16 protein-coding genes are annotated in these 14490 nt (G+C 51.9%); 5 read left to right on the forward strand and 11 right to left on the reverse strand.

The genetic code is table 11. The features are described 5' to 3' along the window. Positions 1 to 10: 10 nt before the first annotated feature. The 3 genes from ybiJ to mcbA all read right to left on the reverse strand — a co-directional run bounded on the left by ybiJ (position 11) and on the right by mcbA (position 1208). Complete coding sequence (gene ybiJ, locus SOM82_RS06645; protein ID WP_154126765.1) at positions 11 to 271, reverse strand: DUF1471 family protein YbiJ; 261 nt, start codon at positions 269 to 271, stop codon at positions 11 to 13. 285 nt (positions 272 to 556) lie between these two features. Then, a complete protein-coding gene (locus SOM82_RS06650) occupies positions 557 to 823 on the reverse strand; it encodes a DksA/TraR family C4-type zinc finger protein (RefSeq protein WP_154126766.1) in 267 nt (88 codons plus the stop codon). 118 nt (positions 824 to 941) lie between these two features. Beyond that, a complete protein-coding gene (gene mcbA, locus SOM82_RS06655) occupies positions 942 to 1208 on the reverse strand; it encodes a DUF1471 family periplasmic protein McbA (protein ID WP_154126767.1) in 267 nt (88 codons plus the stop codon). A gap of 241 nt (positions 1209 to 1449) precedes the next feature. Between mcbA and rlmF the strand changes: the two genes are divergently transcribed. Continuing rightward, entirely contained in the window at positions 1450 to 2367 is a 918-nt protein-coding gene (rlmF, locus tag SOM82_RS06660) for a 23S rRNA (adenine(1618)-N(6))-methyltransferase RlmF (RefSeq protein ID WP_320459963.1), read from the forward strand. A 34-nt stretch (positions 2368 to 2401) separates the two neighbouring features. Here rlmF and ybiO read toward each other — a convergent pair whose 3' ends face one another. After that, complete coding sequence (ybiO, locus tag SOM82_RS06665; RefSeq protein WP_320459964.1) at positions 2402 to 4615, reverse strand: mechanosensitive channel protein; 2214 nt, start codon at positions 4613 to 4615, stop codon at positions 2402 to 2404. Positions 4616 to 4963: 348 nt separating this feature from the next. Between ybiO and SOM82_RS06670 the strand changes: the two genes are divergently transcribed. After that, positions 4964 to 5413, forward strand: coding sequence for a DUF1311 domain-containing protein (locus SOM82_RS06670; protein WP_320459965.1), 450 nt, complete (start codon positions 4964 to 4966; stop codon positions 5411 to 5413). Positions 5414 to 5463: 50 nt separating this feature from the next. On the opposite strand, the gene glnQ is transcribed toward SOM82_RS06670, so the two are convergent. The 5 genes from glnQ to rhtA form a co-directional block, all read right to left on the reverse strand. Continuing rightward, positions 5464 to 6186, reverse strand: a complete 723-nt coding sequence (gene glnQ / locus SOM82_RS06675; RefSeq protein WP_320459966.1) for a glutamine ABC transporter ATP-binding protein GlnQ — start codon at positions 6184 to 6186, stop codon at positions 5464 to 5466. Then, positions 6183 to 6842: a glutamine ABC transporter permease GlnP gene (gene glnP, locus SOM82_RS06680; RefSeq protein ID WP_154126770.1), complete on the reverse strand. Its 660-nt coding sequence runs from the start codon at positions 6840 to 6842 to the stop codon at positions 6183 to 6185. The genes glnQ and glnP overlap by 4 nt, the downstream gene beginning before the upstream one ends. A 79-nt stretch (positions 6843 to 6921) precedes the next feature. Then, positions 6922 to 7668, reverse strand: a complete 747-nt coding sequence (gene glnH, locus SOM82_RS06685) for a glutamine ABC transporter substrate-binding protein GlnH (protein WP_154126771.1) — start codon at positions 7666 to 7668, stop codon at positions 6922 to 6924. 362 nt (positions 7669 to 8030) lie between these two features. Continuing rightward, the gene (dps, locus tag SOM82_RS06690) at positions 8031 to 8534 is read right to left on the reverse strand and encodes a DNA starvation/stationary phase protection protein Dps (protein WP_154126772.1); all 504 of its coding nucleotides are present in this window, start codon (positions 8532 to 8534) and stop codon (positions 8031 to 8033) included. 303 nt (positions 8535 to 8837) lie between these two features. Beyond that, the gene (gene rhtA, locus SOM82_RS06695; protein WP_154126773.1) at positions 8838 to 9725 is read right to left on the reverse strand and encodes a threonine/homoserine exporter RhtA; all 888 of its coding nucleotides are present in this window, start codon (positions 9723 to 9725) and stop codon (positions 8838 to 8840) included. A 354-nt stretch (positions 9726 to 10079) separates the two neighbouring features. Between rhtA and ompX the strand changes: the two genes are divergently transcribed. Continuing rightward, positions 10080 to 10598, forward strand: a complete 519-nt coding sequence (gene ompX, locus SOM82_RS06700) for an outer membrane protein OmpX (protein ID WP_100777103.1) — start codon at positions 10080 to 10082, stop codon at positions 10596 to 10598. Between the two features lie 115 nt (positions 10599 to 10713). Here ompX and SOM82_RS06705 read toward each other — a convergent pair whose 3' ends face one another. Then, positions 10714 to 12297, reverse strand: a complete 1584-nt coding sequence (locus SOM82_RS06705) for a phosphoethanolamine transferase (protein ID WP_320459967.1) — start codon at positions 12295 to 12297, stop codon at positions 10714 to 10716. A gap of 279 nt (positions 12298 to 12576) precedes the next feature. Then, positions 12577 to 12705: a manganase accumulation protein MntS gene (gene mntS, locus SOM82_RS06710; RefSeq protein WP_154126775.1), complete on the reverse strand. Its 129-nt coding sequence runs from the start codon at positions 12703 to 12705 to the stop codon at positions 12577 to 12579. Between the two features lie 183 nt (positions 12706 to 12888). Between mntS and mntR the strand changes: the two genes are divergently transcribed. Together mntR and SOM82_RS06720 are read left to right on the forward strand one after the other, a co-directional pair. After that, the gene (gene mntR / locus SOM82_RS06715) at positions 12889 to 13362 is read left to right on the forward strand and encodes a manganese-binding transcriptional regulator MntR (RefSeq protein WP_154126776.1); all 474 of its coding nucleotides are present in this window, start codon (positions 12889 to 12891) and stop codon (positions 13360 to 13362) included. Next, positions 13359 to 14468, forward strand: coding sequence for an anion transporter (locus SOM82_RS06720; protein WP_320459969.1), 1110 nt, complete (start codon positions 13359 to 13361; stop codon positions 14466 to 14468). The genes mntR and SOM82_RS06720 overlap by 4 nt, the downstream gene beginning before the upstream one ends. Positions 14469 to 14490 lie beyond the last annotated feature (22 nt).

A 14490-nucleotide genomic window follows, 5' to 3' on the forward strand; every position in this document is an offset into this window, starting at 1 on the left:
ATCCGTTGGGTTATTTATAGATAACCGCAGTACCGCTAAGTTTGTTGTTGGTGTTAGCAGAAGTGATGGTATAACCACTTGCGCCAGCAGCAGAGGCTTTCTCAGCCAGTTTCGCTTCCAGACCATCCAGCGTGGTCGCGCCTTCAGCACTGACCACACCCATTTTATTCATACCCTGAGCCTGGGAAGTTGTGATTGACTGAGCAGCGAACGCGCCAAAAGACAGAGCAGAAAGGGCTACAGCGGCAACAGCATATTTGATGGTTTTCATAGTTAATCTCTCGCAGGTTATTCTGTTAAGGGGACGATGTTCCGTCGATGTGATAAGTATCACGTTTTTTTGCGAAAGATAAAATCGAAGAGAATTGACAGCGTTGCTCAAAAAAATTGAATGACAAATAACTTATTGAATATTAATAAATTCAAAGCGACGATTGACACTTCTTGCCGTTGCGCTTTACACAGCCGTCACGCAGCGCACTTTTTGCGACGCGGTTATCAAAAAACCGTGAGCGTAAAGGTAACTGCTTGCGGCTTCGTTTTGGGTAAAGAAGAGTCAGCGTAACTGGCTATCTTTCGATCCTCTGCGATTATATCCCGAGTTAACGCTATTTTTTGAATCTTTATTCTGCTGACAGGCGATGCACAGCCGCACGCCAGGCACCGCTTTACGCCGGGCCTCGGGGATCGGTTCGCCACACTCTTCGCACTCGTGCAGACTCTCACCGTGCGTTAACTCTCCGCGAACCCGTGCAACCGCATCTTCAATCGTACTGTTGATCTGTTCATTGACAGCGTCATCATTCGCCCAACCGGATGCCATAGGTGACTCCTGACTGAAAGTGAATCTCATCTTATGAATATGGGGTCAAAAAACGTACAGTCAAGGAAGGGTGCGGAACAACTGCATCTGTTGGGCAGATGCAGCGCGTTTTGCGGGGTTATTTGTAGATAGTGGCCGTGCCAAACATATGGTTGTCGCCGCTTGCTGATTCGACGACAAACCCTTTTGCACCTTGTTCACGGGCTTTTTCTGCCAGCTTATGTTGCAGATCGTCAAGGTTTGATGCCCCTGTCGCAGAGACCGTCCCCGCAGGGCGAAGCTGGCTGGTATCGCTTTGGGTCACCAGAGACTGAACGGCCCAGGCGGGAAGTGATGCGGTGGCAAGAGCGCCAGCGACCACGATAAGTGTCAGGTATTTTTTCATAATCACATCCTCTGAATGACAATGGGTGATTCAGATTAAGTTTAGAAGCATACGCAGTGTGATTTAGCGCAAAAATTTGATGGTGATCTGTGTGTTTTTTGAACAACATTTATTGACAAATTATTGACATATCATAGACATACAGGTTGATGATTTTTAGTGAGTTATTGCGTTGATAAGAGAGTTATTTACCGTTGCGTCCTCAGAGGGTATCTTACGCCGCTGTTAAAAGGAGAATGCCATGACTGCCCAAAAGCCGGGATTACACCCGCGTAACCGCCACCGCAGCCGCTACGACATGAATGCCCTGTGTCAAAGCTATCCCCCACTGCAGGACTTTATCGTGCAGACGCCTGCGGGTGAACCTTCGGTGAATTTTGCCGATCCGCTGGCGGTAAAAGCGCTTAATAAGGCGCTGTTGGCCCATTTTTATGGTGTTACGCACTGGGATATTCCGGAAGGTTTTCTCTGCCCGCCCGTCCCGGGCCGCGCGGATTATGTCCATCATCTTGCTGATTTACTCGCGGATGACCGTAACGGCGAAGTCCCTGAACAGGCAACGGTGCTGGATATCGGGACTGGCGCAAATCTCATTTATCCTCTGATTGGCGTGGCGGAATACGGCTGGCGTTTTACCGGGAGTGAAATTGGCCAGCAGGCGTTTGCCAGCGCTCAGGCGATTATCAACGGCAATGAGGGTTTGACCCGCTCGATTCGTTTACGTCGACAGAAAGAGGCGTCTGCTATTTTCGCCGGCGTGATTCACAAGAATGAGAATTACGACGCAACCATGTGTAATCCGCCGTTCCATGATTCCGCCGAGGCCGCCCGTGCCGGTAGCGAGCGTAAGCGTCGCAATCTTGGTCAGGCAGAAAACGCCGCGCTGAACTTTGGCGGTCAGCAGCACGAACTGTGGTGCGAAGGTGGCGAAGTGGCATTCATCGAGAAAATGATTGCCGAGAGCCAGCAGTTTGGCCGCCAGGTGAAATGGTTCACCACGCTGGTTTCCCGCGGCGATAACCTGCCGCCTCTGTATCGCGCGCTGACACAGGCAGGCGCGGTCAAGGTGGTGAAAAAAGAGATGGCTCAGGGCCAAAAGCAGAGCCGCTTTATTGCGTGGTCATTTATGGACGATGCCAAACGCCGTCGCCCGTTCTGATGCCTTTTGCCCGGTAGCGCGGTGCTGACCGGGCCTACAATGTGGGCTCTTGCGGCGGCGGTGGTGACACCGGCGCCGGGAGTACCTGGTAGGTTTGCACCGGCGGTCGCACGTCGGCGATATCGAAATGTTTCTTCACCATGCTGTCGAGGGCAAAGCGTACCGTCCACTGTTTGAGCGGCTGCGTGGTGAATGAGACCCGCAGCGTAAAGGCGGTGTTGGTCAGCCCCACAATGCCTGCATAGGATGGTTCACCGATCACCAGCCCACGAATCTCCTCCATCTCCATCAACTCCTCAACCGCTGATTTCAGCGCCTGCTTCGCTTTATCCGCATCTTCATGGCGGTCGACATCGTAATTGGCTACGACCGACCCGATGCCACGGACAAAGTTAGCGAAGGTGGTAATGGATGACCACGGAATGATGTGATACGCGCCGGTGTCCTGACGCACGCCCACCGATCGAATCGACATCCGCTCGACCGTTCCCGTTAACGGCCCAATCGTCACCAGATCGCCTGTGTTCATTCCATTTTCGAACTGAATAAAAATGCCGGTAATAATATCTTTTACCAGCGTCTGCGAGCCGAACGAGATGGCCAGACCCAGTGCGCCAGCGCCTGCCAGCAGTGGCGCAATGTTGACGCCAATTTCAGAGAGCACAATCATGATTGTGATAGTGCTGATAATGACCGCCAGCGCATTGCGAAACAGCGTTAACAGCGTACGGGCGCGGGCGCTGGGCAGCGGACGGCCATGAATATCCGAGACCAGCCGGTTCTCAATCAGGCTCGCCAGCAGCGTCCAGCCTATCGCGGAGAAGAATAAAATCAGGGCGATACGGATCAGAATATCCACGGTTTTTTCGCCTGCGCCGTTGTGCATCCAGTTCCAGAAATCGAATAATCCCCAGGCACTGAGCATCAGCATGATGGCGACACAGACGGTCAGGATGCGAGCCACTTTGAGCGATGCGGAGATCCAGCCGTTTACTCGCTTTTGCAGTTCGGGATAATTTCGCTGCACCTGCGGGGAAAGGGTGATGGTTTTGGAAATCCAGCGCGAAAGCAGGCCGGAGATAAAGGCGGCGATCCCAATAATAGCCAGACTGCGGAAGGTGGCCCCCATCATAAACTTCAGGCTGTTACCCGGATCGAACAGTGAGAAGAAGCACAGGACGATAAAATAGGCGCTGGCGAGCCAGTGCCACACCAGGGCAAACGCGCGAATAAACAGGCTGAAGAAAGAGAGCGATCGGTCAGCCAGATGCAGCAGCCCGGCGGTAATCGCCTTTTTATTATGGAAGATCAGATACAGCGCCCAGAAAGTGATGCACAGCATAATCAGCACATTTGCCAGCGCGCCAATCTGCACATTGACCTGGTTGGAGATAATCGGAACCGCCACCAGCAGGCCATATCCAATCAGACCACTGAGAATACTCAGACGCAGCGCCCAGTATTTTGCCGCCAGATCGTTGATGGAAAAAGGGCGTAAGTCCGGCACTCTGGGGCTAAATATCAGTCGTAACAGGGCTTTGAAAAACTCGATCAGGGCGAAGGCATTCAGGAACAGACTTTGCTGAAAGGCGATGGTTTTGCTCCCGGCATGAAGATTGTCGCTGAGTAACTGGCCGACAAACAGCGTCAGCGCCAGCAGCAGTAAATCAATCACAAAGGCGCCAGCAATCATCAACGGCAGGTGGAGCCAGCTGCTCTTTTCGCGGTTTTTTCGCCGCCCCCATTCGCCCATTTTGCGATAAAGCGGCCAGGCGCAGAGGCGCGCCAGCCAGTAGACGGCGAACACCAGCGCGGCCAGCATTAAAAAGTGGCTGGCGGCATTGCCGAAGGTCTGGGGATTAAAGGGTTTGTGCGGAGAGCCAATCAGGTTTCTGTAAAGCTGAGCGAAGCGCGCGGATAAGGCTTCGCCGTAATGTCGGCTCACGTCAGTCACGTTTTCCAGCACTGTCTTCTGGCTGGCGACCTCCGGTGGCGTGATTTTAGGCACTGGATCCTGCGGCGGCGTGCTGGCCACCGTGCGTAACTGTTCAATCAGCTCTTTGCGCGAGGCGTCATTCTCCAGCACGTCGGCCAGAGCGCCATAGGCGGCTTTTTTCTGCTCAACGTCAGGTTCGGCTGGCGGCGGGGTTTGCGTTGATGCGGCAGTAGAGGAAGTGACGCCGGGAATGGCGACCGCCTGCGCGGGGGCGCAGAACAGGCAGAACAACAGCAGCAAAAACCATGGCATAGAAGATCCCTTCTAAATCACCAGCAAAAAGATAAGTATAGCGGCTGTGTCAGTGTGGTTAATTTTTGGGACAGTTCCCCAGAGAAGACATCGCATTAAGTGTGGAAATTATTTTTCCGGAGAGTGTCAGGATGACCATCAAGTCCAGGAGTGTGTTTTTTAAAGCCAATGTGTAAAGGATGACTTATGAAAGTGAAAAAACCTTTATCAAGGATTCCACCCTCACCAGGCACTTTTCCACGCAGCGACAGCGGGTAGAGCAGAATTAATAGCTTTTATATCAGGGGATACAGGCCTAATGGCCTATGAATCTCAGCGGAAAAGAATTGGACACTTAAGATGAAAAGGATGCAGGTCGTAATTTTGGTGGTAATGCTATCAATCAATTTACCTTTATATGCCAAAGGATTATATGAGGGCGAAGAGGCTGATGAATGCTATAAACCGCCAGTTGATGTTGATCTACTTGATAATTGTTTTTCCAATGCTGCGCGCAACAGTAATCGAAAACTCGATGCGCTGATACGTAATACCAGTCATCAAATTAAAAAAACAATTCTTGGTTCTTTTGACGTCAAGGATCCCGATTCTCCCACTATTGGCGAAGTTTATAGCCAACGGTTTTTAGACGCACAAATCATCTGGAAGCAGTACAAAACTCAGCTGTGTCTGGCTGTCGCTGGCCAGATTCCGGAGGATAGCTTAACGTATTCCCAGTCTCTCGATCAGTGTCAAATAAACCTGAACAAACGTCATATGGCAGAAATCGAAGCGATGGGATTTGAAGCAGGTGAATGAAGAGTAAGACAGCCCAGCGTTATATTGCATAAACGCTGGGCTGACAGGTATTACGATACGTGCTGCAGGAACTCCTGCAGGCGCTGGCTCGGCGGGTTCGCGATCAGATCCTGCGGATTACCATCTTCGGCAATACGTCCTTTATCAATGAAAATCAGTCGGGACGCCACTTTCTCGGCAAAACCGATTTCGTGCGTCACGATCACCATCGTCATTCCTTCTTCGGCCAAATCCTGCATCACTTTCAGCACTTCATGACGCAGTTCTGGATCCAGCGCAGAAGTCGGCTCATCAAACAGCATCATTTTGGGTTTCACTGCCAGCGCGCGGGCAATCGCCACACGCTGCTGCTGTCCGCCGGAAAGCTCTGACGGATAGTGATGAGCACGCTCCGCCAGACCAACCTTCGCCAGCAGCTCTCGGGCCAGTTTCTCGGCCGCCGCTTTGTTGGCACCGCGCACGCGCTGTGGGCCGAACATCACGTTTTCCAGCGCCGTCAGGTGCGGGAAGAGGTAGAACTGCTGGAACACCATGCCCGCTTCCTGACGAATCAGACGCTCGTCTACTTTCGGGTCGTTGACCTTCAGACCGTCGACGATCAGATCGCCGCTGGTAATCTCTTCGAGCTTGTTGATGCAGCGCAGCAGCGTCGATTTACCGGAACCTGACGGCCCGATAATGACCACGACTTCGCCCTGTTTGATATCTAAATCAATATTGTGCAGCACCTGGGTTGGGCCAAAGTGCTTGGAGACGTTTTTAAATTCAATCACAGGATTTTCATCCTTCTTTCCAGACGACGCAGAACAAAGCTCAGCAGCAGCGTAATAATCAGATAAACCACAGCCACGGCACTCCAGATTTCCAGTGCGCGGAAGTTTCCGGCAATGATCTCCTGGCCCTGACGGGTTAATTCGGCCACCCCAATTACGATGAACAGTGACGTATCTTTGATGCTGATAATCCACTGGTTACCGAGCGGCGGCAGCATACGGCGCAGCGCCAGCGGCAGGATCACGTGGCGGATGGTTTCGCGACGAGACAGCCCCAGCGCCAGACCCGCTTCGCTAAAGCCTTTATGAATCGACAGTACCGCACCGCGCGTGATTTCCGCTATGTAAGCACCGGAGTTGATCATAATGGTGACCACCGCTGCGCTGAACGGGTCGATGCGCAAATCGGTGAAAGCCATTGGCAGGGCGAAGTAGATAAACATCACCTGGACAACGATGGGCGTGCCGCGGATGACTTCGATGAAAACCAGTGCGATGTGGTTAGCAATCCAGCCGCCGTAGGTGCGAGCGAAACCAGCCACCAGGCCGATAATCAACCCGCCAACCAGACCGAGGACCGAAATCCACAGGGTCATTTTGGCGCCTTCAAGCAAGAGAGGAATGGCAGGCCAGATGGCGCTCCAGTCAAACTGCATGATAATTTCCTGTTACCGTGGTTCTAAAAGAGCAGGGGCGAAAGGTCGCCCCTGAGCGTACTTCGTATTTTAAGAATAATTATTTTGGCTCAGTGCCGAACCATTTTTTATAAATTTCGTTGTAAGTGCCGTTGTCACGCAGGGTTTTCAGCGCGCCGTTCACTTTGGTACGCAGATCGTCACTGCCTTTCGGGAAGGCGATGCCGTACTGCTGCGCTTCTAAAGACTCACCGACCGCTTTGAACTTGCCGTTGCCCGCAGTTTTGATGAAGTACAGGATGTTTGGCGTGTCGTGCAGTACCGCGTCAGCGCGGTTGGTGCCCAGTTCCATGTAAGCGTTGTCGATGTTCGGGAACTGACGCAGGTCTTTGGTTTTGATGTTGGCTTTAGCGTAATCAACGGAGCCCGTGCCGCTCTTCACAGCAACCACTTTGCCATCCAGATCTTTGACGCTTTTCACGTCGTTGTTATCAGCCTTAACCATGACCAGCAGGCCGCTTTTGTAGTAACCGTCAGAGAAGTCGATCGCTTTTTTACGTGCATCAGTAATCGTGATACCGGCCAGCGCCAGGTCTACGTTTTTGGTCTGCAGCGCCGGAACGATACCGCTGAAATCCATTGGCTTCAGCGTGTAATCCAGTTTGAGTTCTTTCGCGATAGCGGCCCACAGATCCACGTCAAAACCAACATACTGGTCGCCCTGTTTGAATTCAAACGGTACGAATGCGGTATCGGTGGCGACGATCAGTTTTTTATCTGCAGCGTGAGAGGAGACGGCAAAAGCCAGGGTAAGTGCAGCCAGTGAAACTTTTAATACAGACTTCATAGCATTTCCTTTTATATCCACGGGGCGATCCCCTGCGAGAACATACGGCCATATGAAAAAATCGTGCCAACATTGCAACTCATTGTTTTGCAAAGAGGATGATGTCATGTTTTGCACGATAAACGGTGCAAACCGCTTTTGTTGCACCATAATGGAGCGCTATTTTGGTGCAGCCGGGTTTGCTCAGCCGACGGGTGGCTATTAAGCGCATATAACGGCGATAAAACAATCTTTCGTTAACGATTTTGTGAGGTGATTATTACAACTAATTTACTTTTGCAGCAAGGCAGGGCAAAAATGTGCACCATAAACGTGCAAAACCCTCACCGGGAGGCGAGGGTTTGATTGAAAATTCGTATGGATTATTCGATGTTAGATTCGATAAACCACAGGAATTTATCCAGGTCACGTGATGCGGCGGTGAGAATATCTGCCGTATCTTCATCTTTGGCTTCGCTGATAGCCTGACGCACGTCGTTGGCGACAATCGCATAACGGTCGGCCAGCTCTTTCAGGTGCTCCTGAACGGTATGAATGTCCAGCGGGTAGCTTTTCAGCGCCGTTTTGCTGTTAATAACCTGGGTGGTGCCCAGGGCAACGCCACCCAGTTGCACGGCACGTTCTGCCATGGTGTCGAGGTGGTCTACTAATGCAGTTCGGAATCCATCCAGCATTTCATGTACGGCAATGAAGTTTGCGCCGCGCATATTCCAGTGGGCCTGTTTAGTGATCAGTGACAGGTCAATGAACTGGATCACCTGGCGATTCAGCAACTCGATCGTTGCTTTCTTATCGCTATCCGATACATCGTTGCGGGTATAAAGCAGATTAGACGCTTTCGTTTTAACCAGTTTAGCGGTACTCATAATCTCATATCCTCTTGATGTTTTGCGTTCCAGGTAATTACCGGAAATAAGTATAGCACCGCTTTTTTAGTCTGCAGGTTTGTCTGTGCCTATCGGTTTAATAGTGAAAAGGCAATTGAACAGCTAAGTGTCTGTTAATTATTGTTTTATTATATTTTAATGCGGATGAGTCTTAATTGCCGACGACGAGATAGAGTGTGTAAGAATATTTCATGGCGCTGACAAAAAATGCGCAAAATTAATCAGCAGATATCACTGGCCCCTATTCTGCATGGCAACTGACGCCATGCAGAATATTCAGCCCTAATTGATATCGACTTTTTCAATTTTGGTTTCCGGGCGCATGGTGAGCGTGGATCCCATCGAGGCGGCAATGATGGAGCACAGCGCCAGAGTTTGAGTGAAGGTCAGGCTCTCTCCCAGGAAAACCATCCCGGAAATGGCGGCAAGCGCTGGCTCCATGCTCATCAGCGTGCCGAAGATCCGTGTAGGCAGGCGGGTGAGGGCGATCATCTCCAGTGAGTAAGGAAGCGCGGTGGAAAGCACCGCCACAGCCAGTCCGACAGGCAAAATCGACCATTGCCAGATGGATTCGGTGGCCTGGGCCATTCCCAGCGGGACGAAAATAATTGCAGCGATCAGCGAACCCAGTGCGACGGTCGCCGGACCATGCTCTTCCCCTGCCCGTTGTCCGGTGAGGATATAGACGGCCCAGCAGGCTCCTGCGCCCAGCGCCAGCGCGGCGCCGGTCAAATCCACGTGCGAGATGTTATGTCCAAGCGGTAACAAGAACCACAGTCCCAGCACGGCCAGCACCACCCAGACAAAATCCACCGGGCGGCGAGAGGAGAAGAGGGCGACGGCAAGCGGGCCCGTAAACTCCAGCGCGACGGCAATCCCCAGCGGTACGGTCTGGATCGACAGGTAGAACAGATAGTTCATGCCCCCCAACGACAGCCCATAGAACAGCAGCGGCAGACGCTGTTCCTTTTTAAATCGTAACCGCCAGGGCTTAAAGATGACGACCAGGATCAGCGTTCCCAGTGCGATACGCAGCGCAGTGACTCCTGGCGCGCCCACCAGCGGAAAGAGTGACTTCGCCAGTGATGCGCCACTTTGAATGGACAACATAGCGATGAGTATTACAACGATGGGCAACCAGACTGGCGCTTTGCGAGACAACCCAGGCATCCTTTCTCCTGTCAATTTTTGTCAAAGGAAGTAAAAGCGGCAGTGTAATGGAAAATAAACGTACGCGGTTGAGACTTTGTTGAAAAAAAAAGCCGAAATCCTCTTACAATGAAGATAAGTTGATGGATAAAACAGCTAACAGATTAGGAATAATCTGGATGATTGTATTAACGTTGACGCGCAAAATTAGCGTAATACCGTGAAAATCTGGTTTTTTTTGAATGAGATAGCTGGGTCTGGAAACGTTCTGTTACATCAAGGCTCGGTTAGACATCACGAATCTCAAAGAGTTTCACAAGATTTTTTGATATATTTAAAACTTACGGACTTACTTGAAGCACATTTGAGGTGGTTATGAAAAAAATTGCATGTCTTTCAGCACTGGCTGCTGTTCTGGCTGTTTCCGCAGGTACCGCTGTAGCTGCTACTTCTACCGTTACCGGTGGTTACGCTCAGAGCGATATGCAGGGCGTAGTAAACAAAGCTAACGGTTTCAACCTGAAATACCGTTACGAGCAGGACAACAACCCGCTGGGCGTGATCGGTTCTTTCACCTACACCGAGAAAGATCGTTCTGAAGATGGCGCTTACAATAAAGCTCAGTACTACGGTGTGACCGCTGGTCCTGCTTTCCGCCTGAACGACTGGGCAAGCATCTACGGTGTTGTAGGTGTTGGCTACGGTAAATTCCAGCAGACTGAAAACGAAAGTCTGAATCGCACTGCATCTACCAGCGACTACGGTTTCTCCTATGGCGCAGGTATGCAGTTCAACCCAATCGAAAACGTTGCTCTGGACTTCTCCTATGAGCAGAGCCGTATCCGCAACGTTGACGTTGGCACCTGGATCGCAGGCGTGGGTTACCGCTTCTAATCACTCCGGTGAGCCAATAAAAAATCCGCCCAATGTGGCGGATTTTTTTTTGCTTTAACGGCATCGGCGGATGTTCATTCTGGTCACAAACCCCAGGAGCAGAGGCAACGCTGACTTACCGACTCTTCGTCTCAAAGAGATCGGTCCCCAGATGGGTGTATTCCACTTTCTGTAACTTGAAGTTGGTAATGTAAACCGGCGGCGCTTTTTTGTTGGAGATAAACGGGTAGTGATGGGTAATCTCTTTAGCGGAAATACCGGTCCACTGGGCGAAGAAGCTCAGGAAGTCATTGGCGGAGCGGCGCGCCTTAATGATGCGATGGGATTTATCGTCGCTTGAAAGCACCATGAAAGGCACCTGAAAGTTCTGCTGGAATTTGTCGTCATGCGCCAGGTATTGCACCTTTTTTCCGCGCTCTTTAAATGCCAGACCGTGATCCGAGAAGTACACCATTGAGAAACTCTCGCCGGTATTGCGCAGTTGAGTATATAGCTGACTCAGCAGTTCATCGGTTTGCGTCATGGTGTAGAGATAGCAAGAGGTCTCTTTGGACTGGACGAAAACCGTATATTTTCCCTGAGTACGATCGCAGGCCTGCGGGTGTGAACCCATCAGATGCAGGACAATCAGCTGCGGCTGGGTGCGCTGGCTGGCAAATACCTGCGCGGTCATCTTCAGCAAGGCTTCGTCTTTGGTATTTTTATCTGCTTCAAAGTCACCGTTTTTCAGGAACTGCGCCTCATCGGCTCGCTTTGCGATGCTGGCGATGGCGGTGTCGTATTCCCCGATTTGTCCCTGATTGGAAAACCACCAGGTCTGAAAACCTGCGCGGTTTGCCAGCGTAACAAAGTTATCCTGATACTGAGGTTTACCGTCCACCACGCGACTTAACGTCAGCCCGAGCGATTTCTGCGTCGAGCCGCTCGCCGCCACATAATCGGTAAACAGCGTGCCATTGACGGAACTGGCGAACGGGGTGTTATCCCAGTGGCCGCCAAACGCGCCCAGCGCATCGCGGCGGGCGCTTTCGCCAATCACCACCACATATGTGTGGTACTTCGGTTTTACCGCCAGCACGTTCCAGGTGTCTTTCATATTCGACAGCTCTGCCATACGCGTCTGCTCGTCGAGCACTTCTTTATTGTTCACCACAATATCTTTAACGAAGCGGAAAACCGGATAACCCGTATCTTTCAGTTTGAATACGCCGCCCCACGCCAGGTTTTGCACCGGGGCGACAAAAAAGGTCGCCACGCCGATAACCAGGCACAGGTTTTCAATCATGCTCCACGGCTTTTTCTGCTGCGGTTTACGACGCACCGCAATCACGCCCAGCGCGAAGATAAACAGGCCAATGACGTAGCTGTACCACGGGAAGATGGTCAGGATCTCCGTGGACTCTTCCATATTGGTGGAGTGCAGCGCCAACAGGGTATTAAAGTTTGGTGCGCCATAGGCCTGACCAAACGGGTAATACATGGCTGCGACCACTGAACAGATCCCGACGATAACTTTTTGCGCGCGCGGAGCGCTGCGCCACATCAGATGGAGCAGGCAGGTGAATGCAATGGCGTAAAGCAGGCTAAAAGGATAGCCAAGCGCAAAGTTAATGAGCAGCGATTGCAGAAAGTAGAATCCCGTCCACGGGCTTAAGGCCCGACTGCGGGTAATAAATGTTTCTTTCAGGGTTACGTTCATAGGTCACTATCATGAAAACGCCATGTGCTCACCCTGGCGTCGAGGGTCAAAGCCTGCCTGACAGTGCGTGGAGAGGGAATAAGGGTCCGCTTCAGCGAGCCGCAAATGGTGCAGGGCTGCAAGAAGATAGAGCCAGTCGGCTATCAGGTCAACAGTTGCTATTCAGATGTTTTGCGAGAGGGATTACAAATCCGTAAAAAAAGGCGGGAATTGGGAGTCAACGGGCCAGTTTATGCGGTGAAAATGACAGAAAAATGAAGCGGCGTACCGCTACGCCGCTTAGTGGGAAGATTTGTCGTTCTGCTGCGGTTTGCCGTTAATCATATCGCACAGCATGTTCAACAGCATTAAGCGCACTTTAAAGGGGGAATGGCTAAACACGTTTAAACACCTCTTGAATTCATTCATATGACCTCCTGATTTTTGATCCCTTCGATCCGTGAAGGGTGACTGCATTACATACAGATATAGCACAGGCTATATTGTATAGCTATGGCTAATTCGTTAATTTTTTGTGCTTGTAGAGCTATGGTTTACAATGTTCGCTCTCGCTATTTGACGCCACGTGCGTCGCCACACTGAGGAAGTGCAATGAACCGTCGCGCAGGTAAGCCAACTACAAAAAAAAAGACGCAACTGGTGAATGTTGAAGAGCATGTTGAAGGGTTTCGTCAGGTACGCGAGGCGCATCGGCGTGAGTTGATTGATGACTATGTGGAGCTGATTTCCGATCTGTTTCGCGAAGTGGGCGAAGCGCGGCAGGTTGATATGGCGGCCCGGCTTGGCGTCTCCCAGCCGACGGTCGCTAAAATGTTGAAGCGTCTGGCCTCGGTCGGATTGATCGAAATGATCCCGTGGCGCGGCGTATTTCTGACGCCAGAGGGTGAAAAGCTGGCCCAGGAAAGCCGCGAACGCCATCAGATCGTCGAAAACTTTTTACTGGTTCTGGGCGTGAGCCAGGATACCGCCCGCCGGGATTCCGAAGGGATTGAACACCATGTCAGCGAAGAGACGCTGGAGAGATTCCGCGAATTTACGCTTAAATTTGGATCGCAGGCTGAATGAACATCCCGGGACTGCGGGCGCTCGCCCGCGATCGTTTCTTCCATCTTCTCTTATTCACTGGCGTTGTCCTCAGCTTCTTCGTCCCGTTCGCCCCCAAAACCTGGCCGAACGCCATTGACTGGCACACCATTATTACCCTTAGCGGGCTGATGATGTTGACCAAAGGCGTCGAATTAAGCGGCTATTTTGACGTGCTGGGGCGCAAGATGGTGCGCCGTTTTGCCACCGAACGCAGGCTGGCGATCTTTATGGTGCTGGCTGCCGCGCTGCTTTCTACTTTTCTCACCAACGACGTGGCGCTGTTTATCGTCGTGCCGCTGACCCTGACGCTGCGTAAACTGTGTGAAATTCCGGTCACCCGGCTGATTATTTTTGAAGCGCTGGCTGTCAACGCCGGATCGCTGCTCACCCCGATTGGCAACCCGCAAAATATTCTGCTGTGGGGCCGTTCTGGGCTGTCGTTTGCCGCGTTTACCTGGCAGATGGCGCCGCTGGCGCTGGTGATGATGCTTTCGCTGCTGGTGGTGTGCTGGTTCGCGTTTCCTGATAAATCGCTGACCTATCACAGTGGCACGCAGGCTCCCCACTGGAAACCCCGTCTGGTATGGGCCTGCCTGGCGTTGTATATCGTCTTTCTGACCGCGCTGGAACTGAAATACGCGCTGTGGGGAGCGCTGCTGGTGGCAGGCGGTTTTTTACTGGTTGCCCGGCGTGTACTGGTGAGCGTCGACTGGACGTTACTGCTGGTCTTTATGGCGATGTTTATTGATGTCCATCTGCTTATTCAGCTGCCGGTGCTGCAGGGCGCACTTCATAGCGTCAACGGCTTATCCTCCGCCGGTCTGTGGCTGACGGCTATCGGGCTGTCGCAATTTATCAGCAATGTCCCGTCCACCATTCTGCTTCTGAACTATGTGCCGCCTACGGCGCTGCTGGCGTGGGCCGTTAACATCGGCGGATTCGGCCTGCTTCCGGGGTCGCTTGCCAATCTCATCGCCTTACGAATGGCAAACGATCGCCGCATATGGTGGCGTTTCCACCTCTGGTCGCTGCCGATGCTGGCGTGGGCGGCCACCGTCGGTTTCGGATTATTCCTTCTCATATAGTGCGCTAATTGTCAGCTTTTCC

It is taken from the genome of Lelliottia sp. CFBP8978, assembly GCF_034046055.2.
GTDB lineage: Bacteria > Pseudomonadota > Gammaproteobacteria > Enterobacterales > Enterobacteriaceae > Enterobacter.